The organism is Desulfoluna sp. HI9BLuna (assembly GCF_056829775.1).
The window spans coordinates 3,802,423-3,823,472 of record NZ_CP186555.1 but is presented as its reverse complement, the minus strand read 5'-3'; the positions used below and the strand labels follow the sequence as shown (position 1 = coordinate 3,823,472).

17 protein-coding genes are annotated in these 21,050 nt (G+C 49.8%); 10 read left to right on the top strand and 7 right to left on the bottom strand.

The annotated features are described in order from the left end of the window. Positions 1 to 264: 264 nt before the first annotated feature. Complete coding sequence (gene rnhA / locus ACOYW0_RS15430) at positions 265 to 972, top strand: ribonuclease HI (protein ID WP_482418840.1); 708 nt, start codon at positions 265 to 267, stop codon at positions 970 to 972. A 211-nt stretch (positions 973 to 1,183) separates the two neighbouring features. On the opposite strand, the gene ACOYW0_RS15425 is transcribed toward rnhA, so the two are convergent. Beyond that, complete coding sequence (locus ACOYW0_RS15425; RefSeq protein ID WP_482414730.1) at positions 1,184 to 2,014, bottom strand: lysophospholipase; 831 nt, start codon at positions 2,012 to 2,014, stop codon at positions 1,184 to 1,186. A gap of 401 nt (positions 2,015 to 2,415) precedes the next feature. Here ACOYW0_RS15425 and ACOYW0_RS15420 point away from each other — a divergent pair, with 401 nt between their 5' ends. The 3 genes from ACOYW0_RS15420 (at position 2,416) to ACOYW0_RS15410 (ending at position 6,726) form a co-directional block, all read left to right on the top strand. Further along, positions 2,416 to 2,922, top strand: coding sequence for a hypothetical protein (locus tag ACOYW0_RS15420; RefSeq protein WP_482414729.1), 507 nt, complete (start codon positions 2,416 to 2,418; stop codon positions 2,920 to 2,922). A gap of 979 nt (positions 2,923 to 3,901) precedes the next feature. Continuing rightward, positions 3,902 to 4,582 carry a hypothetical protein gene (locus ACOYW0_RS15415; protein WP_482414728.1) on the top strand — a complete coding sequence of 227 codons (681 nt, stop codon included), beginning with the start codon at positions 3,902 to 3,904 and terminating at the stop codon, positions 4,580 to 4,582. Between the two features lie 20 nt (positions 4,583 to 4,602). Next, positions 4,603 to 6,726: a ParB N-terminal domain-containing protein gene (locus tag ACOYW0_RS15410; RefSeq protein ID WP_482414727.1), complete on the top strand. Its 2,124-nt coding sequence runs from the start codon at positions 4,603 to 4,605 to the stop codon at positions 6,724 to 6,726. A gap of 78 nt (positions 6,727 to 6,804) precedes the next feature. Here ACOYW0_RS15410 and dndE read toward each other — a convergent pair whose 3' ends face one another. Genes dndE through dndB form a run of 4 tightly spaced genes read right to left on the bottom strand, consistent with a single transcriptional unit; the run spans position 6,805 to position 11,784 of the window. Next, positions 6,805 to 7,161, bottom strand: coding sequence for a DNA sulfur modification protein DndE (gene dndE / locus ACOYW0_RS15405; RefSeq protein ID WP_482414726.1), 357 nt, complete (start codon positions 7,159 to 7,161; stop codon positions 6,805 to 6,807). 3 nt (positions 7,162 to 7,164) lie between these two features. Next, complete coding sequence (gene dndD, locus ACOYW0_RS15400; RefSeq protein ID WP_482414725.1) at positions 7,165 to 9,144, bottom strand: DNA sulfur modification protein DndD; 1,980 nt, start codon at positions 9,142 to 9,144, stop codon at positions 7,165 to 7,167. Between the two features lie 17 nt (positions 9,145 to 9,161). Further along, positions 9,162 to 10,697, bottom strand: coding sequence for a DNA phosphorothioation system sulfurtransferase DndC (gene dndC, locus ACOYW0_RS15395; protein WP_482414724.1), 1,536 nt, complete (start codon positions 10,695 to 10,697; stop codon positions 9,162 to 9,164). Continuing rightward, a complete protein-coding gene (gene dndB / locus ACOYW0_RS15390) occupies positions 10,687 to 11,784 on the bottom strand; it encodes a DNA sulfur modification protein DndB (RefSeq protein ID WP_482414723.1) in 1,098 nt (365 codons plus the stop codon). Before dndB ends, dndC begins: the two co-directional genes overlap by 11 nt. Positions 11,785 to 12,108: 324 nt before the next feature. Here dndB and ACOYW0_RS15385 point away from each other — a divergent pair, with 324 nt between their 5' ends. Continuing rightward, positions 12,109 to 12,351 carry a hypothetical protein gene (locus ACOYW0_RS15385; protein ID WP_482414722.1) on the top strand — a complete coding sequence of 81 codons (243 nt, stop codon included), beginning with the start codon at positions 12,109 to 12,111 and terminating at the stop codon, positions 12,349 to 12,351. A gap of 167 nt (positions 12,352 to 12,518) precedes the next feature. Here the strand turns inward: ACOYW0_RS15385 and ACOYW0_RS15380 are convergent, their stop codons facing one another. Continuing rightward, the gene (locus ACOYW0_RS15380) at positions 12,519 to 13,220 is read right to left on the bottom strand and encodes a hypothetical protein (protein WP_482414721.1); all 702 of its coding nucleotides are present in this window, start codon (positions 13,218 to 13,220) and stop codon (positions 12,519 to 12,521) included. Positions 13,221 to 14,676: 1,456 nt separating this feature from the next. Between ACOYW0_RS15380 and ACOYW0_RS15375 the strand changes: the two genes are divergently transcribed. Then, a complete protein-coding gene (locus ACOYW0_RS15375; RefSeq protein ID WP_482414720.1) occupies positions 14,677 to 15,003 on the top strand; it encodes a hypothetical protein in 327 nt (108 codons plus the stop codon). A 73-nt stretch (positions 15,004 to 15,076) separates the two neighbouring features. Here ACOYW0_RS15375 and ACOYW0_RS15370 read toward each other — a convergent pair whose 3' ends face one another. Then, a complete protein-coding gene (locus ACOYW0_RS15370) occupies positions 15,077 to 16,192 on the bottom strand; it encodes an acyltransferase family protein (RefSeq protein ID WP_482414719.1) in 1,116 nt (371 codons plus the stop codon). A 348-nt stretch (positions 16,193 to 16,540) separates the two neighbouring features. Between ACOYW0_RS15370 and ACOYW0_RS15365 the strand changes: the two genes are divergently transcribed. From ACOYW0_RS15365 to ACOYW0_RS15350, 4 genes are all read left to right on the top strand, one after another. Beyond that, positions 16,541 to 17,062: a hypothetical protein gene (locus ACOYW0_RS15365; RefSeq protein ID WP_482414718.1), complete on the top strand. Its 522-nt coding sequence runs from the start codon at positions 16,541 to 16,543 to the stop codon at positions 17,060 to 17,062. Positions 17,063 to 17,069: 7 nt separating this feature from the next. Beyond that, the gene (locus tag ACOYW0_RS15360; RefSeq protein ID WP_482414717.1) at positions 17,070 to 17,384 is read left to right on the top strand and encodes an aldehyde dehydrogenase family protein; all 315 of its coding nucleotides are present in this window, start codon (positions 17,070 to 17,072) and stop codon (positions 17,382 to 17,384) included. A gap of 372 nt (positions 17,385 to 17,756) precedes the next feature. Further along, a complete protein-coding gene (locus tag ACOYW0_RS15355; protein ID WP_482414716.1) occupies positions 17,757 to 18,755 on the top strand; it encodes a helix-turn-helix domain-containing protein in 999 nt (332 codons plus the stop codon). Between the two features lie 183 nt (positions 18,756 to 18,938). Continuing rightward, positions 18,939 to 21,041: a TonB-dependent receptor gene (locus ACOYW0_RS15350; RefSeq protein ID WP_482414715.1), complete on the top strand. Its 2,103-nt coding sequence runs from the start codon at positions 18,939 to 18,941 to the stop codon at positions 21,039 to 21,041. Positions 21,042 to 21,050 lie beyond the last annotated feature (9 nt).

Sequence of the window (21,050 nt, the reverse complement as noted above, 5' to 3'; positions counted from 1 at the left end):
ATCTGCTAAAAACCAGCCCTGAGGGAAGGCCAAAACACAGCCCTGAGGGAACTGTTCTTCGAAATCCGCGATTCGCCTCAAAAACACGCACCATATTTCTGGACTTCTGGGTTCAAGGGGGATAAAAGGAAAAGGCGCTCTTCTCGGAGCAATCTTCTTCCTCGGCAGAGATCCCTGCCAGACGCGGCCGTACCGGCCATTGAATTCTAAAAAAACCCACCGTCGCCTGTTTCGTTGCGACGAAAGGATTATCACGTGGCATCAATGAAATTTTATGCCGTCGCAGTAGGCCGTGTGCCCGGCATTTACACCAATTGGCCAGACGCTCAATCCCAGGTTTCGGGGTTTGAAGGGGCCATGTATAAAAGCTTCACAACCCGGGAAGAGGCCGAAAGCTGGTGCAAGAAACCCTCCTACAACACCGTGGTGCGCAAGCGCTGCAAGCCCAAGGAGGCCCCCGTTAAAAAAACGGTGGCACCGCGGCCCAAAGGCGACGGAAAAACCCTGCATATTTACAGTGACGGCGGCGCCATCGGCAACCCCGGACCCGGGGGCTACGGCGTGGTGATCGTGGACGGCAAAAAGCGCACGGAACTCCAGGGCGGCTACGGCTACACCACCAACAACCGCATGGAGCTCATGGGCTGCATCAAGGCCCTGGAACACATCGGTTCCACCAAGCGTCCCCTGGTCATCACCACCGACTCCTCCTATGTGGTCAACGGCATCTCCAAGGGCTGGGCCGAAGGCTGGCGCAAAAGGGGCTGGAAAAAGTCCGACGGCAAGCCCGCCGTCAACACCGACCTCTGGGCCAAGCTTCTCGACCTCTGCGCTCCCCTTGCCGTCCGTTTCCAGTGGGTCAAGGGCCATGCTGGCCACCCGGAAAACGAACGCTGCGACACCCTTGCCAACACCACCGCCAGAAACGGCAAAAACCTCGAACTGGATGTGGGCTACGTCAAGAACCTCTAAACGCCATTCGAGGCATCCTGTCCCCCTTTTGTTTCATCATCAAAAAAAGGCCCCCCGGATTCGCATCCAGAGGGCCTTTTTCGATTCCCTCGGCTGCAAGGGAAATCAGATTCGCGCTGCATTTTTATCAACAGAAAATCAACACACCGGACAAACCGATCGCGGCCACCTTATGGGTTTTCCCCGACCGTTTTTTCATGACATATCCGGGTTAGCCAAGGCGCGCCCAGATCCACTCGGTAATGTCCGCCACCACCTCGTCTCGTCCGGTCTCGTTTAAAATCTCATGGAAAAAACCGGGGTACATCTTGAGGGTCTTGTCCTGTGAAGCGATGTGGTCCGCCATGTAGCGGGAGGCATCCGGTGTGACAATCTGATCATCGTCGCCGTGGAGAATCATGCAGGGGTAGGCGTACTCCGGCAGTTTCCCCGTCAACCACCCGGCGCCGTTGATGAACACCTCTCCCAGGAGTTTCTGGCAGGTCTCCTTGAGTACCAGGGGATCTTCGTCGTAGGCCGTCACCACGTCCTTGTCCCGGCAGATGAGTTCGGACAGAGCGTTGGGAACCTTCACGCGGGGCTCTTTCTCAAAATCAACATCCTTGAAGGCCTCGAACAATGGCAGCTGGATCACCGCCGCCCCGGAGAGCACCTGCCCCTTGAGCTTGCCCGGGTATTTCACCCCATAGCCCGCCGTGATAAACCCGCCCATGCTGTGCCCCAGCATAAACACGGGAAGCCCCGGGTTTTCCTCTCTTGCTTTTTCAACAAGCAGGTCCGCATCGTCGATGAACGACTGAAAATTGTCCAGGTAGCCCCGCTCGCCCCCGGAGCGCCCGTGGCCCTGGTTGTCGAACCGGTACACCGAACATCCCGCCTCATTGAGCTCGCTGGTCACCAGGTCGTACCGGCCCAGGTGCTCTGCCAGGCCATGGACGATGACCACCACGGCCCTGGCGGCTTCAATCCGATTAACGGCCACAAACAAATCCACACCCGGGGTGCTGGACGGTATCGTTGTTTCGACGGTATCACTTGGCATATGGCGAGCTCCTTCGGTTTGAGATGGTAATCACGGCCCCGTCACCCGGGCCCCTTATGTTCCTACTCCTTTTTTGAGAAAAGTCAAACACCCCCGCCCGGACGTTACTGGGAACCTCCCGCCCATGTCTCCTATTTTTCACGGCATTGCCTGGCTTTGCCGCACACATTTTTTCCTCCCCGGGACGCCTTGCCTTTTTTCAGAAAAAAGCCCCCGGGTGTGGGGTATGTCACACGCCGAAGGGCTTGACAGTACTTCTTTTCCGGTAAGGCAACATCTGCCTTGACACAGGTTCCCTTTCACGGGTATCTGTTCCCTTCCAGGGGCCTTCCGCCCCCCCCGAACATGCTGTTGATTCCCCCGCGTAACGGGGCTTATTCATAACCAACGTAAGGAAAAACATGTTTATCCTCAAAACTCTGCTTAAAGTGATTGTCGTCCTGCCCCTTGTTGCCGTGGCAAGCTTCAAGGCCACAGCCATCATCCTCGCCCAGGTATCCTACTCTGCAAGCCAGAACCTGTGGATTCCCATCCTTGTCTCGGTCATCGCCTCCCTTGCCTACCTGATCTGGGACGGCAAACGGGAAAAAGACCGTTTCATAAATCACGTCACCTCAATGAACATCACCCCCGAATACGTGGCAAGCTACGGCGAAAACGGCATTGCCATCGACAGAACCAGCAGCAAAATCTTTGCCGGAAGAATCGGCAAAGGCAAGGTCCTTGAGTTCAGCGACGTCTCAAGCATCGAATGGGAAGATTATGCCATGGGAAACCACATGAAGTACCTCATCCACCTCAACACCAAAGACTTCGACACCCCCAGGGTCACCGTCGGGTTTTCAAGCAACAGGACGAGACGGGAAGAGGCTTACGCCAAAGTGCGGGCGGCGTTGAATATAAGTTAAGGCTGAAAGGCTAAAGGGCTGATGGCTGAGGGCTGAGGGCTGAGGGCTGAGGGCTGAGGGCTGAGGGCTGAGGGCTGAGGGCTGAGGGCTGAGGGCTGAGGGCTGAGGGCTGAGGGCTGAGGGCTGAGGCGGGCGTACACCGGCAAGGCCAGCTTGCATACCCTGTTTTTTATCAACGAAGCCAAAGGCTGCCGGTTGGCATCCTTGCCCGCGCCCGCAGCCCGCCACAAAAAGCACCCATGGAGCGCCGCACTCCCGTGCGGCATTCATGGGCTGGAACGGCCCCGAAATCACAAAGGCGGCTCTCCATTCCCATCCCCCCACATTCTTATCTGAAATAATCTGTTTCCCACCCACCATTCCCTGTTCACTACCCTACCTCATAAACACGCTTCTCCGGTGCTTTGCCAGATTCTCTTCCCCAGGTGAATACATGGGATTCTTCGGTTCCACGATGGGCTGATGTTCTAAATCAAGCAAGTTGGCCGCAGAGTTTCCCGCCGCCTTCATGTGGCTGGAGACAAGAATTCTGTAGTTCATGTCAAGCCCTAGTATTTCAACGCCAAGGCCTAAAAAAGTTCTTCCATCACTTAGATCTTCAAAATCAACGAGTATGGCTAAATGAATGCTATTATAGCAACTATATTTCTGAACCAATTCAAGGTACAATTATTCTTAAGACTTTGGTACAGTGGAATTAACAAACTATCAATAACTTTCATTTTTGACAGAGTTTAACCAATGGAATAAAATTCTATGATTCAAATACATAAGTACCTCATCCATAAAAAATTAGCTACAATCAGATATTACTCTAAGCAGTGCCCCTCAGAAATAATCAATCAGCATCAATATCATGTGACAGAAATTACGACAAAAGCGACAGCAAAAATGCTTTAGGGTAGCTAAATACACAGCAATAAAAGCACATTGATCGGTCATTAATTAATCATAAGCATTCTCAATTACTGAGGCATAAATGTGGACTAAATATTCTTTCGATGAAATTGACTTAGTAAGCAGTGGGCCAGGAATATATGCTTGGTATGGCACGTACAATATAGGTACAATCGACTGGAAAGGCATTGAAAAAGGGGACATGAGCAAGTTAGAATCTATTATGATCAATATGCTCTCAAGATATCACCCGGCGAGTATTTCGACAGAGGCCAGATTACCATTTCAGTTTCACTGGAATGCTCACATAAAAGAAGTTGGGTCTGAAAAAAGAGGTGATCAGCTCAAAAGTAAGATCAATTCACAGTGTAACGACTTACTCACAAAAGAAAATTACAGGAATTTGGTAGCTAATCTTTTAACAGACAGTGCTCCAATATTTAGTTCACCACTATATATTGGAAAAACAAACAACCTTCAAAGGCGAATAAACGAGCATGTTAGTGCTGTTGAAGATCTGTTAGCCGAAAAGTTATCAAAAAAAGAGAAATTACATTTTTTCCAAAGTGGCAAAACCTTTGCTGAAAGAGCCGTAGGGGCAGGATTTTACGCTGAAAATTTAAAAGTATACACGCTTGATATTTTTGACTATGCTAAGAACCAAAAAATAAATGATATAAGATATAACGACCTCGAAAGAATAGCCGAAATTATTGAATGGATCTTAAACAGATCTCACAGACCTTTTTTAGGTAGATCATAATTGTATTAAGGAGATAATTCATGAACGATGACATAATGTTCGATTATTCAGATGAAAAAGAATGGGATTTCAAGATTATTGGAACTTATGGGTCTTTTGAAAGCGTTTCAGGCCCCATAGACTACTTAATGACAACTGCCAGACTAAGCAAGTATGAGAACAATGATTCCGTTAAATTAACGAATCAGCTTCGACCTGTCCGTGAAATTTTAGACACTAAAACGATGGATTTTGACCACTTACTTCAAAGAGATCTTGATGACCATCGTGTTGCAGTTGACCTCATACCCTATATCTTGGGGGAATCATCTGTAGGACCTGCCTTTTTCCCCCCAATTGTAGCTGCGATTCTTCCTTTTAAAGGGAATATTCAAAATGACTACTTTCCACCCGAATCAGAGGTTAATACATATAAAAAATTCGGTACATTTTGGAAGGGTAAGTCATATGGTGATTCTTATTCATATGAGTGGATGGTTTCACCTAAAGGAGAAATTAATCCTCACTTCAAAACCGGAAAGCTTGCGTGGAATGAAAAAAAAGCGAAAGTAGTAGTTCTAGATGGACAACATCGAGCAATGGCTCTCATCGCTATACACAGAACAATAAACAATTCATGGGGAGATACATCCGCTTCAAAGTACAAACATTTTTACGAGCAATCTATTCAAAAAACAATTAATGAGCTTGGTGGAGAAGACTGGGTTAAAGCAAATTTAGAAAACATTGAATTCCCTGTTACAATATGTAACTTCAAGGGTGAAAAATTAAATCAACAAAAAGCGGCTCGCAAACTTTTCATTGATGTGAACAAAAATGCAAGAAGACCTAGCGAGTCCAGAATGATACTTTTATCTGATCAAGAATTACTAAATATATTTACTCGTAATACGTTAAATACCGCAAGAAAAAGCGAAGAAAAAAATTTTCCAATATATGCGATTGAATATGACTATCCTGGCTCTCCAACAAACAAGTTAGTAACAACCCCAATAAAATGGAGCGCTATAACTAACATTGAGATTTTACGAGAAACTATAAAACGCTGTGTCTTTGGTCCAGACCTTTATATTAAAAATTTATCTCAAAAGGTTGGTGGAAGAAAGCCCAACTGGACAAAGAAAAACAATTACATGAGGAGGCAGTTAGAACTAAAACATTGGTTACCCGAGGAGTTTTGCATAGATGGGGTAAACTACAAACGAGCAGAAATAGAAAATACTAATTTCCCTCAAAGTAAAACCTCAGAACTTACAAGTAAATTTCAAGACACTTGGGGAAATGCAATACTTACAATATTGTCAAATTTTCTTCCTTTCTCTAAGCATATTGATGCCCTAAAACGATTAGAAGTTGGGTGGTCTGATGCAAATACAATTGGTTCACTCTCAAAGGAATCTATATTTTCTGGTGTTGGAATGTATTGGACCCTTAAGGAGAGTTACGAAAAACGAAATGATAATAACCATTCTACAAATGGGGAAATGGAAGATGTATATGAAGCATGGACAGAAACCCTGAAAAGGGAAGAAAAATTTTATACATTACGTTCGAAAGCCTATTACGGCAAGGAGGACCCTCAAAATAAAAAAACAAAAACATTTTACAATAAAATTAGAACGTATGCCTGCACAGTTGGTGGTGCCTTAGCTTTTGCCTCAACAACGCAATTGAATGATGTTAAACCTAATGATTTACCATCATGTGCGTTAGATTTCATTAACTGTATTAATCAGACACTCGAATGTGAAAAGGGCAAAAGAAAATTAATATTCTCTACTGACATCACTAACCCTTTAAATATGATCCGCAAAATGGACACGCATCATGCTGCTTATTTTCGGTACTTTTGGTTAGAAATCCTTATGTTTAATATCCATAAAGAAATATTCCCAAGTTGGATTGATAAAATAGAGTTCAGAACCTATTTAGGACAAAGTAGAAAACTTTATTACGATTTTCTTTTAAATGAAAGAATAACAACGCTAAATCAAGATGCTGCCCCTGAAGATAAAAACTCTAATGAAATAATTTCACAAGCTAAAACGATTACACAAATGAGCCTAAAAAAAGCTTTAACACATTGGTTTAATTATACAGAAGATCAATATCAGCTCTGGATTGATGAATTGGAACTTTCTTAATAAGACTCTCCACACAAGCCCCCCTCCCCCCCCGCACAAAGTAAAAAAAAGGGAGGGGGGGGGGGCTAAACATTTTGTTTATAAATTTGATATGTTAATCAATTTACAATCTAAGGAAATCATATTTATCCCTCTATTAAGATGAAGCCTTAGCTGGTCTTGTAAGTTAGTGGCTGATATCATCACCCCTGATTTAATGCACCAAAGCTTCAGGCAATTTAAGTATAAGTGAGCCTCCCTTCCACCAAAAACTTTCCAACTCATCTCAACATTACTTAAGACTTCTGAATGAATAACCGGGGGAGGCGTTGGATCTTTCAAAGACAGGCACAATGCCCAACGGCACAACACATTCCAATTTTGAATCTTGGTCTTTCTTTTGATCCGAATCAACTGCTCTTTATTCTGTTCAGATAGTCTCACCGTTTCAAGCATAGTTTAAATCAACTCCCCAAAGTATCCTTCGCAGACCTGCGTTGACTCGGTCCGGTTGTTGTAGTCGAGATAGTAGGCGTGGCTCACGCACTTACCCATGGCCATATAATGAGACTGTGTAATCTCTTCATCTGTGGATAAAATAATGACCTGGTGGCTTGCATTGGGTAAATACGAATCAATTAAATTCTTCCGATGAATGCTGTCCAACCGACCAAGGGGCGTATCGATAATAGCAGGAAGTGGGTATTTTGATGCTTGTGATAGCCCCCATAAAAGGGCAGTGGCCAAAATTTGTCTCTCCCCTGCAGAAAAGGAGTTCGGTGTAATCTTTCCGTTGGCTCCCATCAACTCCAATTCAAATGTGCTTTCGTCAATCTTTAAATCGTGGATGAAAGGCTTTTTACGAAACAAACTACCTGCGCTCTCCAACACAAAACTTTCTATGGTTGAGATATGTTGCTTGATTGTTTCTCGTTTGAAACTATCTAATGTGGAGGCCGACTTCCTAGCGTACTCAATGATTCGCTTGTTGGTCTCATTCTCAACAGAGTTTTCGATGGACTTCTCAAGTTCTTTTGTAAGGGAGAGTTCTAACTGCTCGTGCTGATGGCACGCTTGGTTGTATTCTGCTTCTCTCATCACTAACTGAAGCTCTTTTTCAGCGAGTGCGTTTGCATATGAATCGATGGTCCCCATGAGTTCACCAACTTCATCCTCACTTGGAACCATTTCAAGCTTTCTCTCTACCAAGAGAAGCTGCTCCTTCAACGCTTCACGGTCCTTCAGAACGTCACCGGCCTGATCCCTAAGGTTGGGGATTATATGATGCCTAACATCATTGAGTTGTGTCCTTACGTTATCATCGAGGCCAAAAACAATCTCTACTTCTTCCTTTGATTCACGCCGCTGAATATCCCGGGCTAAATGATCCTTAATAACACCAAACACCTTGGCATCATCGATTTCCCCTTTGAGAGTATTGAGAAGGACTCGGTCCCTCTCTTCTAAAACATCCAACACCATTTGGTTTTTCAGGTATTCTTGCTCTTTTTGATCGCTAATGATGATGTCATCCAGCAAATCAGTGACAAGAGATAAGGGCATAGCCGATGCTGAGAGGTCAAGAGTACGTTCTTGAACCCCTTCCAACTCAGATACTAAACGTTCTTTTTCTTGCTGGAGATGCTCTCGTTTATTATAAAAATCACCGCCTAAGCGTTTAAACTCAATTTTCTTTTTATGAAGCTGAGATTTTATACTGTCAATTTCTTCGGACAAATCGCATACTCCATTTTTAAGCTTGCAACGAAGTTCATCGACTGTCTGAATATCCGAACGTAATTGCTTTGCTCGAACATCATCTGTTTGTTTCTTAGAGCCAGCCAGTTTATTTTTCACAATAATTGAAAGATCTGACTCAAGCTTACTGACCAAGTCCAACCCCAGCAGGGAGTGAATCCCTGTTGAAAGAAGCTCTGCGGTTTTCGATTGATCCGCAAGATCCTTTATTTTCTCACCATCAAAGAAAAAAAGACGCGAGATTTCCAATGGAATGAAATCGCCAACAAACTCTTCCCAAGATTCTGAAAAAATTTGGTTCCGAACACCATTTAAAAAGACATCGACAGTCTCTTTGCATCCTTTACCAGTAGATCGCCATGTTCGTTTGACCATGTATTTAAGTTCAATACCATCGTCAAAATTTCTGAAAGAAAGAGCGACACCTGCGCCTTCAGAATCTGAAGCGCTTCGGTTAATCATGCCTTTCAAATAGTCCAAATACGGTTTTTTGCCGCGTCCAGCACAGTCAGCAAACTTACCAAACAGGGATAGCTTAAAGGCATCTAGCAGAGTGGTTTTTCCAGCGCCGTTGTGCCCACCAAAAATGACAACAGGCTGATCCGGGTGAGGAGTTAAGGCAATGGTATGAGTGCCTTTATACACCCCAAAATTATGTAACACAATCTCATCAAAAATCATGGAGAGACGCCTTTATATTATTCGATATACGCTTCAACAAAATCTGAATCTGCTTCGTTTTCAGACAAGGATGATACAAAGTTAAATTCATCCAGCAACCCTGCTTTTGCGGATTTTTTGGCTTCTTGAATTTGCAAGGCTAACGCCTGAGCATCCTCTTCATCTGCATAAAAGCCTTTTTTAATTTCTGCCTCCAAGGCTTGAAATATACCTGCTCGCTTGGCTTTAACCTTGAACTTGCGCTCTGTATTCAACAGAGACCGAACCATGCCAAAATGGAGGGAATCACCACCACACACTTCACGCAATGTGTCGATCTCCTCTGATCCGAAAATTAAGTTTTCTGATGTCGAAAAACCAACGGGCTTACCTGTCAGGAGTTCCACAATGCCAGGAAGCGTGTCTTCAATTTCATTCTTCTCTTCGATCCAGATACGCCGTATTTCTTGTAGTTCGTCAGATGATATCAATTCAAATGAGCGATTTGTTTCTTTAGAGATATCAACCTGAATTGTTAAGATCCGCTTCAGCAACTCTTCACGATAGGATTGGACGTACGGCCCATGAACCAACCGATCTCGATGCAGCATAAGGCGACCATCAATTTTTCGAAAATCTCTGAATGGACGATCGTTGGCTGGGTCCAGCTGGTCCCTAAAATCGAGCATCCGTTTCATCCAGACCTTTTCATCATCATTTTGAATCATGGCTTGCATGGAGCTATCCTTGCTTACCAGTGTGCAGATCCAACATCCGAACCGGCTGTTCCCACAACTTTGCGACCCGGATTCAACAACAAGGGGGCATTCGTTATCGGGGGATGCCCCCTTATACATATCCAGAATCTCATTATTGTTAAACGCCCACGGCGTGGTGTGATGGTGAAGAAGGTACGACCATACATCATCATTGGTCCAGTCTTCTATGGGTGTGTAGACATAACTATTGGCCATATTCTTGTTCGGCGTCAGTCGCTCTTGAATCCGTTTTTTTTCAAGCTTGTTCATGACTCGTGCCCGTGCAGAACTCTCTTGCTTTCGCATTCCGAGGGCCAATAAAACTTCACCGCTTTGCTTAATAAGATCTTCGATAAACCGATTGGATGGGTTGATCTTAAGTCGAGATGTGCACCACCGAAACGTCGGCCTGGGAGCTGGATAGCCTTTTCCAATGAGATTTACCCAAAATGAATCTTTCACTGTGGGAGTCAACCTGTGGGTATAAATTGGCAACCCTTCAGAGGCCGCAGAATCAGCCATAATCTTCAAGTTACTAGAAACCCAGTCTGCAACCACAGGATTCTCAACTAACGTATCAGTACTGATGATATGAACATCATTAATACGGTCTTCCGGGATTAACCCCTCCAGAGCTTTCCAAACAAGCTGGACAACTGTTGAGGAGTCTTTTCCACCACTATACCCAATCACCCATGGGGATTTCCGGGACGTATATAATATCTGAATTTCTTTAATTAAGCTGGATACTGTTTCTTCAAATCCAAGCTCGTTAAATGCTGATCGAACACTTGTTTTTTTGGCTTTAGAGGCCATTGTCACCCCGCAAAAAAGCCTCTTCAACCCGAAGTTCTTCTGGGCCCAATTCGACTTTCAAATATTGTTTAATTAGGTTCGTGGTTAGCGCCACGTTTTGATGAGATTTTGAGACCCTCCCACCAATAAGAGCACGTCCCTCCCACTCTTTGGAATTTGATCGAGACCAATTGATACCCTTAAGGCGTTTTAGAGTATCTTTCCACTGAGCATTGCCGCTCAGCAATAAAGCGTTTCCAACATGCCCCAGGGCCTGCAAAACAACGCCATGAGAGTGAATATAATCCCTTCGAATATCCCCAGACGTAATCTTCTTATTTTGAATGAGCTTCCATTCTGGAATGTGCTTGAACACCTCATTCCAATAGTTCAATGCCAGCTTTTTCAGCTTCTCCTCATCTTTTTCTTCCACTTTTTTCAGAAGTGCTGACGTAGCCGAATGTATTGAGCTCAGAGTAAACAGTCGGCTTGACCGAGCTGACAATGTTGGTTTCTCTTTTTCAACGAGATCTTTAAAAGCTTTTGAATTGGCAGATAAAAACCTTGCTATCTCTGCCATTTCATCACGATGATCATACAGTACACCTATGGATTTCGACGGCCTGATTGCATAACGGTTGAGATCGGCAAACATCTGCTGGCACCGCTTTAATCCTTTATCAATAAAGAAGACCACCGAGATACTCTCATCTGAAATATCGGGATTTTCTCGTAAGGCCATCTCAATAGCAGCCCGACGATGTTGCCCATCATTTATGATGAACTGGGATGACATCGAAATATGAAGCAGCCCCATCCTTTCGCCTACGCCCCCTTCTATGAGAGGTTCAAAACGGGCATCACCATCTACAGACGCTGTAATAGACGAAAAAACATAATCATTCCTATTACTAACCAGGTATTTCGCAATATCAGGCACACGTGCTTTATTCAAAACCCTTTGAGCCCGTAATTCCGGAACCAACTCCTCTTCATTAAAAAGAAAAATCTTCGGAATTAACCGCAATGGGCACATGGTTGTATAATACGTCCGATTCGCTTGAACCCCTTTAATGGCAGGGAATACGTATTCGAATGGATCTGACATTGGTCACCTATGGGATGTTTGTAATATGTAATAATGTGTTTGTATATTTTTTAACGTAAGTATGTAACCACAAGCGTCTTGTCAAGAACATCCACCGCCCAACGCGGTCCCGATCAAGTAACATTATGATTTCTAAATAATATCTTCTTTACCCTATTTTTTAAGAGTCTTACCATAGCATCAAAAGTATACTATAGATGTGTGTTAAGGTACCCTCGTCAATGAAAGCCTTTCAATGTATCTGAACAAACTAAAAACCTGCAGCATCTGCCTTGACTTGGTATTAAGGTGTCATACACTCGCTTTTCAATACGATTGAGACACATGAAAACAATACAAAGTACTGCCCTCAATATCCCTTGCTGCCGCTGGTCCTTTGATCGGGGCATGCTGGGTATCGACAAGAACCACCAGGTCCTTGTATCCCGTCATCTGAAATCGGCCGACAACTGCGCCGGGCATCTCCTCACACTCGAAAAGCGCCCCATCTTCCAACCAAAAGAGCCCAGCTTTGCCCCGGGCATCGACAACCTTGCCTGGCACAGGAAGAAAGTTTTCATCAGGTAAAAATCAGCCGCAGGACAAACGGGTGATACCTCCATTCGTCCAAAGAGAATCGGAGGGTAGGTGGGGTATGCCACGATGCAGGTGTACCCGAGCAAACGGTGCGGGAGCCGCACCCTACCCTTTAGCGATTTCTCGGGCAATTCCGGCTTATTGAAATTCGTAACGGTTTACTTTTCGCCGGACGTCGGCTTCAGGCTTGAAAGGAGTGTGGTCACCATACTGTCATCGTCAATGGTCGTCGTCATGACAATGTAGCCCTTCTTGGGAATCTGATCATGAAAAATGACCACCTCCTGACGGATCTTCCATTCAGGATTGGTAAATACCTTTGCATACCCCGTGGTCTTTTCGCCTTTATAGATACGTATTTTCTCGGCGTGCTCAAAAAAGGCCCCCTTCTCATGCAGAAGCCACAGATCCCCTCGCTTCACAGGATCACCGGCATTGTCCGGAGTCAATGTAAAGAGCTTCTGGTAAAACTCGCGCGTGGACTTAAAGGCCGAACAAAAATCAAGGTTACCGGCCCTTGCTTGTTCGTTTCTGCAACCCATCAGGTCGTCCTCTTCATACCGAAAGATCACCAGCCCATGCTCGGACCGCACCTGAATCTGGGTGTTGGATTTTCTATGGAGTTCCCCCATGTATTTTGCGGGAAGAGCTGCGGACACGCCAAACAGATCCACACCAGCCCCGGAAGGCTTTGGGGTCTGGGGTAATGGCACCACGTCCGCAGTGTAATAGTATTCCTTGTACGGAAATTGAAACGGATCGTACCTGTAACATTCAAAGGGATTTTCCGATGCAAACACATAAGAAGACATGAGTAGTACCATGAAAGCAAAAACCATTGAGAGCAGGGATGTCTTCATAAAAGCCACCTTGTCATTGTCATCACCCCCACCGAGATGATTCGAGCCCGTATTTTTCATCTTGAGCCGTTTGACGGCTACACCGCACGGCATCATTCCATATCTCTCAAAATGAATAACAGTTGAATTTTTCAGACAAAAATCTTGACAGGCAAAAAAGATGAAATTATGGTGGGAGACGATAACTAGTTATTATCGATACATGATGCGACCCGACAGGATGCAGCGAACATCCTGCCAGGCCTGACCAAAACAACCTTCCAGAGAGGTCATCATGGCTAAACGGTTTTTTACACCACCCCCCTCTCCTTTTCAAGGCGATTTTTCCTTAATCCCCAGTATACGAATCCCCTTTTACAAACGCTATTGCTGTGCCAAATGGCCCATGCACGCGTGCTTCCCTGATTAACGACCGGGAAGGCGCTTCACCGGGTCTCTGCGCGTGCTCTAACAGCCCTGGTATTCTTAGCGATGCGCCCATTCTTCGCGACCTGTGTTTGACGGAGTCGCGCCTTCCCTTTTCCCTTTCAGGGAACGGTCTGTTTTCTTTTTTGAGGCATGTCTGGCCCTGAAAAATTTTCCTCTTCCAGTAAGCTGTGAATAAAAACCGTGTTTGGTGTTGCTGTTGGTACGCTTGGGTGTTGGCCAACAATGAAGCCATGCGAATGATGGCGGGGCGCCGAGGAGCGCCATGATTCGGTTTCGGTATGTGGGGCGAGAGACAGGTTATAGGTTATAGGTCATAGGGGATAGGAAACAGGGGTGACCCCAAGGGTCTCGTTTTTGGGGTGGTGTCGGGGAACGTTACGCATCGGTTCTGGTGCGTGGGACGCGATACAGGTGATAGGTCATGGGGGATAGATAATCGCGTTCCAAAGGCTTCCACTTTTGGGGTGTTACCGGGGAACGCCACGCATCGGTTTCGGTGCGTGGGACGCACCCTACGGGCCACGGAGCTTTGGGCGTTGGAGGTAGCTTGGGTGCTTTGGCATAGGGGGGGGGAAGTAAGCGTGTCCCAAAGGGTTTCGTTTTTGGGGTGTTGTCGGGGAACGCCATGCATCGGTTTCGGTGCGTGGGACGCACCCTACGGGCCACGGAGCTTCGGGCGTTGGAGGTAGCTTGAGTGCTTTGGCATAGGGGGGGAGAAATAAGCGGGCCTCAAAGGCTTCTGCTTTTGGGGTGTTACCGGGGAACGCCACGCATCGGTTCTGGGGAGTGGGACGCGATAAAGGTCATAGGTCATGGGGGATAGATAATCGCGTTCCAAAGGCTTCCGCTTTTGGGGTGTTGCCGGGGAACGCCACGCATCGGTTTCGGTGCGTGGGACGCACCCTACGGGCCACGGAACTTCGGGCGTTGGAGGTACCCCGGGCGGCACGGCATAGCGGGAAGGCTCTTTTTCTATTCCCTATTCACCTTTCACCATTTGCAATTCACGAAAAAAAAGGAGTCCATCATGACACGATCAGAAACGTGTAGCGAGCCCGGGATTTTTGCGGGGTCGGAGATCACGGAGTTGTGTGAGGCCATTAAGGACATTCACCGGTTGCTGGCGTCAGTGGGGGATTTTCTTGTGGAGTTGGACGGGGCTGAGGCCCCCGGGGGCAACGGGCTTCAGGTGGATTTCAAGCGGTGGGGCGTGCGGACCATCGCCGAGGATTTGCTGGCCCGGCAGTATGAAAAGCTGGATCGGATTGTGGCGATTTACAAGCAGGAACAGGAGAAGATGTCCGAAGGCCGGGGGCCGCGGCCAATGGAGGAGCATCCGGTGCTGCGGCAATGAACCGGCACCGAGGCGTGTGTTCCCTGGTGCCGGGACACGGCCTGTGGCAGGCCCCGGCACAGGACGAAGAGGGTTAAAACACCCGGCGCATGGCGGCGCTGCTGCGCATCAGGGCCGAGGTGCCCCAGGAGAGCGTCACGGCCAGGGTGAGGGTCAGCGCGAATTTGAGAAAGATGGGAAGCTGCACCTTGGTGAGGCCGTAGGAGACCCCGAACACGAAGAACTGATGCACGTAGTAGCTGCCGTAGGAGTTGTCGGAGAAGTGCCTGAGCACGGTGCCGGTACGGTTGAAGCAGGTTTTGCACAGGGCCAGGAGCCAAATAATGCAGGTGTAGCAGAATAGATTGAAAAGCGCGGCGTTGGCCCCTTTGAGAAGCAGGGTCGTGAGCTTTGGTTCGGGGAAGACAAGCTTCATGTAAAGGTACAGGGCCCCGGAGATCAATGCGAGAACGCCCCAGGGGAGCGCTTTGGGTTCATAGCCGCCCTGGGTGAACCAGCCGTTTTGCTCGCAGTAAATGCCCAGGAGAAAAAAGAGGAACAGGCCGCCGATGCGCACGGGCTGGAACACGAACACGTAGCCGGGGTGGATCCAGCTGTCCAGGGGGAAAGACAGGGAAGCACCGAGGAAAATCAGGGTGATGAGGGCCACAAAGCCCACATGGAACAGAGGCCCGGGAGCTTTCTGCTGATCGGGCTTTTTCACAAGGGAGGGAAAGGCCGACGCCAGGGCTGTTGTCACCAGAACAAACCCCATAAGCACCCCGATGAACCAGTAGTGGGCCTGCTGATAGGCTTTGCCCCAAAAATCATGGGTGAAAAAGTCGATGTAGGAGACGGGGATCTGGCGCGAAAAGTAAATCATGTAGGCAAGGGGCGGGGCCAGGCCCCCCCCCCCCACCACCCAGGGCAGGGCGATGCGCATGAATTTGCCCTTAAGAAAGCGCCCGGTGCCGTGTTTTCTTAAGGAGGCAAAGAGAAAATACCCCGAAATATAGAACATGACGGGCATGATAAAGACATCCAGAACGATGACCACGGCGGTGAAAAAAAGGCTGCGCTGGGGGTCCAGCACATACCACCACTCCGGGGCAAAGGCCATGTAGCAAAGGGATGTATGAAGGGCCACCACCAGGATGATGGTAAGGCTCCGTAAATTATCCATGAAATAAAGTCGGTTTGAGTTGTCCATAATCACTCCACACGGGGTCTGGGGGGTTAACACACAAAGGCACGGGGCGGAGGCCCGTTGGACCGGGGAATTGCGGAGGAAACGCGATCTTCCTCAGGGCTCGGGCTTCGCCCCTTTTGCGTTGCCTACGCCAATCCCGGGGCGTTTTCAATTCAAATTCCATGGATAGTCGAAATAAAACAGAAGGATCCGCCATCGGGGAACACCCGTGTGAATCAGGGGGGAAATGCCACCGACAAAACAGTGGGCAGCCAGTCCAATGAGTTATTGCTGAAACAAAACGCATCACGTATCGTGGGCCTTCAACTCAAACGTACCCACTCATTCCGGCAACAGGAGGCCTTCACCGTGAACGACACCCAACAGACCAACACCTTCATCCTGAGACTGTATCTGGCCACGGTGGACGAACCCGTCTTCGTCAGCCTTCGAAAAGAAGAAAAGGATCGCTTCACCTCCACCCTCCTTCAGTTCGGCGAAGGTGTTGAGGCAGAGGGCTTTTTCGTCAGCGACACCGTTAACGGCAAAACCATCGCCATCAACCTCTCCAACATCCAGGCCGTAAATATCCTGTGGGAACCCGCCACCTCCGAAAAAGATCAGCCACTAAACGACGGCCCCATCACGATCTTTCTGAAAAACAGAAAAGAGCCCATGGAGAGCTACACAGACTCCCCGGATGAGCTCCACGAATTCTTCTCGTCCCTTGACCTCGGCCCGGAGGTCTCCGGTTTTTTTGCGGGTTTTCTGAACAGTGAAGGGGAAGAGCTGCTCTTCAACACAAAGGAGCTGCTCTACATGGAAGCCCCCACCTGTGTGGTGGATGAGGGGTGGGAGATGATCAAGGCCGAGTCCGGCATGGACGATTAGGCCAAATATGTACCAGTTCAACGACGAAGTGTTCGGCCCCATCCTTGCCGTCACAACCTTTAAAACCGAAGAGGAAGCCATCGAGCTGGCCAACGCCACAAAATACGGCCTGGCCTCCTCCATCTACACCTCGGACATTCGCCGCGCCCACCGCGTGTCCCAGCGCATCAAGGCCGGCACCGTCTCCGTGAACTGCTTCTCCGAAGGAGACATCGGCACCCCCTTCGGTGGCTACAAGATGTCCGGCTTCGGCGGCCGCGACAAAGGCTTTGAAGCCCTTGAGCAGTACATGGCCACCAAGACCATCTGGTACGAGAACTAACGCCTTACCTCACCCGAGCCTGGCTTCGGGGCAACTGCCCCGGGGCCGGGCTTTTTTTATAATGATCACTCGAATTTTTCTGTAGCTATTCAGCTCTAAACTGGCTCTGGTGCGTGAGGAACGTTCTTTGGGGCGCTTTTTTCAAATAAAAACGCCCCGCCGAAGGCGAATTAGAGCTGAACACGTCCTTTTTTCAACGGCCTGTTTTCGTCCGTTGAGTCCCCCTTCCCTTATTCTCTGCCTTGACACAAACCCACCATCGTATTACACCACCCCTTATTTTAGGAAGTCCAAATATTTTTAGCAGAATCAAAACAAAACACAGAAACACGGCCGGGAGACTTTCGGCCGATTCGTTCCCGGGAGAGCGCCATGGGCTCACAATCCATTCAGGCAAACCGGTTGTTCGGCCGCTTCTTCGAAGCCGATGCCCCCTTGGAGGGCGGCTCCGAACATGTTGAAAGACGCTGGGAATGGCCCAAAGAGATGGGCTGCGGTTCCATGTCCATGATTCAGCTTCGCCCGGGCCTCAGCCTTGGGATCGGATGTTACCGGCTCCTGTCCAACCTCTCTTTCTCCTTTGAAATCGAAACGTCGCCTTTTACCATCGCCTTCAGCCGCGCAGGCAACATCCGCCAGAGGATCACCTATGAACACGGCGAACTGGACGTCTGGCATCTCCAGGCGGGCCACGGGATCATGAGCTACCTTCCCCTCTGGCAGGGCGTGACCTACCCGCCGTCGGGGGTCTCCCTCGAAGGCGTAATGCTCTATGTGGACCCGTCCCTTCTCATGTCCCTCACCGGCCCGGAAGCGGAATCCCTTCCCCGGGAATGCCACGACATCATCAGGGGCGACGACCACACACATTTTTACCGGCGGTTTCCCCTCTCCCCCCACACAGCCGCCACCGTCAACCGGATCCTCGACCTGGGCCCCGAAGAGCCCTTCCGCCTTGTAACCCTTCAGGCCTACGCTTTGGAGCTGATCCGGGACAGCCTCCAGGCGCTCCTGCCGGACGCATGCCCCTTAAGCCCGCCGTGTCCCCTCACCGACCGGGAACTCAAGCGGGTCCGCATGGCCCACACCCTCCTGACCCGGAATTTGGAGTCCCCGCCCTCCCTGCCCGAGCTTGCCCGCTCCGTGGGCACCAACAAAAACAAGCTCAACCACGGGTTCCGGGAACTCTACGGCAAAAGCGTCTACGACTGCCTGAGGATCCACCGCCTGGAAAAGGCAAGGCAGCTGCTGGAGACCGGCCAGATGAGCATCACCCAGGTGGCCCTTGAGGTGGGGTATGCCCAGCACAGCAACTTCACCAAAGCCTTTAAGAAGCACTTCGGCATCTCCCCCTCCGGCCTTTTTCGTTAGTCCGTAATTTCTCCTTCCACCCAAGAAAATGTGTCGCATGGCAACACCATCGGTCCGTCCGGCAAAGCCCAGGCCCTTTGCCTGCCGTATGTAGGGTATCGGCTTCGGGCCAACGGTTTGCAGGAAACGCGGCCCGGGCCGTTACACAGGGACTGAATGAACGAAGGAAGGAAAAAACGGAATATGATCACCCACCGCAAGACTCCCCCCGGTCGCCGTGCCTTGAAGCACGCCGCCCTGATAAGCGCCATGATCCTCTTCTCCGCACCGGTCTGCCCGGCCGACACCACGGCCAAGGAACAGCGCGGCGCCACCGAGCTGGAGAGCCTCACCGTCACCTCCCAGAAGCGTGAAGAGAGCATCCGGGACGTGCCCGGAAACGTCACTGCCGTGGACGGCTTTCTCATGGACGATCTGGGCAAGAACACCATCGATACCCTCACCGAACTCGCCCCCAACATCAACGTGAACCGAATTGATTCCCACACGACCCAGGTGGTCTTCCGGGGCATCGGCGGCCTCACCAACATGAACAAGGTATGGAACACCAACGTGGACGGCGTCACCATCCCCTATGTGGGCATGGACATGTTCCTGGACCCCGAACGGGTAGAGCTTATCCGGGGCAGCCAGGGGGCCCTTTACGGGCGCAATTCACACGCGGGCATGGTCAACGTTATCAGCCGAAAACCCACCGAAGTCTTTACCATGGACAGCTCCCTTGAGGTGGAACGATTCAACACCACCCGGTTCAAGGCGGCATTCGGCGGGCCTTTGGGGCCCAAACAGGGGTATCGACTTGCCCTGGGCTACACCAAAGGGGACGGCTACTACAAAAACAGCTACCGTGACAAAGAAGACGGGGGCGAGCACGAGCAGTTCTCCGGCCGGGCCACCTGGGAGTATAAACCAGCAGTGGACAACACCCTTCGCCTCAGCATCACCGGGGACAGCTACGACGGGGCCTTTGACGTCTTCACCCCGCTGGCAACAGGGGTCTCCCGCACCACAACCAACAACGAAAAAGGGAGCAACGAAGGCTCCCTCTTCTCGCCCACCCTCACCTGGGAAAAGGCGTTTCCGGGTTTTGAGCTCACCACCATCACCAACGTGAGCAGCTCGGATTACAGCTTCTCCTACGACATGGATTTTTCTCCGGCAGACCTCATGAGCCTGGCCTTTGACGAGCAGTTCAAGACCATCACCCAGGAGGTACGCCTCTCCGGAGAAAAAGGGCGGCTCCAGTGGCTCGGCGGCCTCTTTTTCCTGGCCGAGACCAACGACATCTTCACCGACTTCAGCTTCGGCCAGGATGCACCGGGCCCTCCGGTAACCGGCCCCGGCGGCATGCACCAGATCGCCGATGCCACCATCGACAGCCAGGGGGGCGCCCTCTTCGGGCAGACCACCCTCACCTTCCTGGACCGCTGGAAACTCCGCACCGGCCTTCGGGTGGACTATGAACGGCGGGACTTCACCTGGCAGGGGCGCACGGAACTGGGCGGCACCGCCCTGGGACCCGCGGACCACTTTTCCCGGGATGACGACTGGGTGGGCCTCATGCCCTCGGCCAGCCTGAGCTACGCCCTCACCCCCAAACAGCAGGCCTACGGCTCCGTTTCCAGGGGCTACAAGGTGGGGGACTACGCTGCCAACCAGTTTCAACTCGACGCCATCAAAGAGCCTGTGGACCCTGAGTACACCGTCACCTGGGAGCTGGGCTACAAAGGGCTCCTGGCCGACAACCGCCTGGAGCTCAACACCGCACTCTTCTACATCGACTACACGGACATGCAGGTAAGCATCATGAAGGACAACGTGGCCGTGATGCAGAACGCAGCCGAAGCCCACAGCTACGGAGCCGAGGTGGAGGCCATCATCAAGGTGGCCGACCGGTTCGACCTGCTCATGGGCCTGGGCTGGCTGGAAGGGGAGTTCGACTCCTTTGACAACCACCCCAGCGGCAAGGACCTTGCGGGCAACGACCTGCCCAACGCCAACAAGTACAGCGCCACCCTGGGCGGACGGTACCGCCACGAGAGCGGCTTTTTCACCTCCTTTACCACCGCCTTCATGGGCCCGAAATACATGGATGAGGAGAACACCACCCGCCAGGAGAGCTACACCCTTGTCAGCGCCAAGGTCGGCTACGAAAGCGACACCTGGGGCGCCTACCTCTACGGACGAAACCTCCTGGACGAAACCTACCTTCAGCACACCTTCGCCAACGCCGGTCGCGTGGGCGAGCCCGCCGTGGTGGGCGGCCGAGTGAATGTATTTTTCTGATGAAAGGAG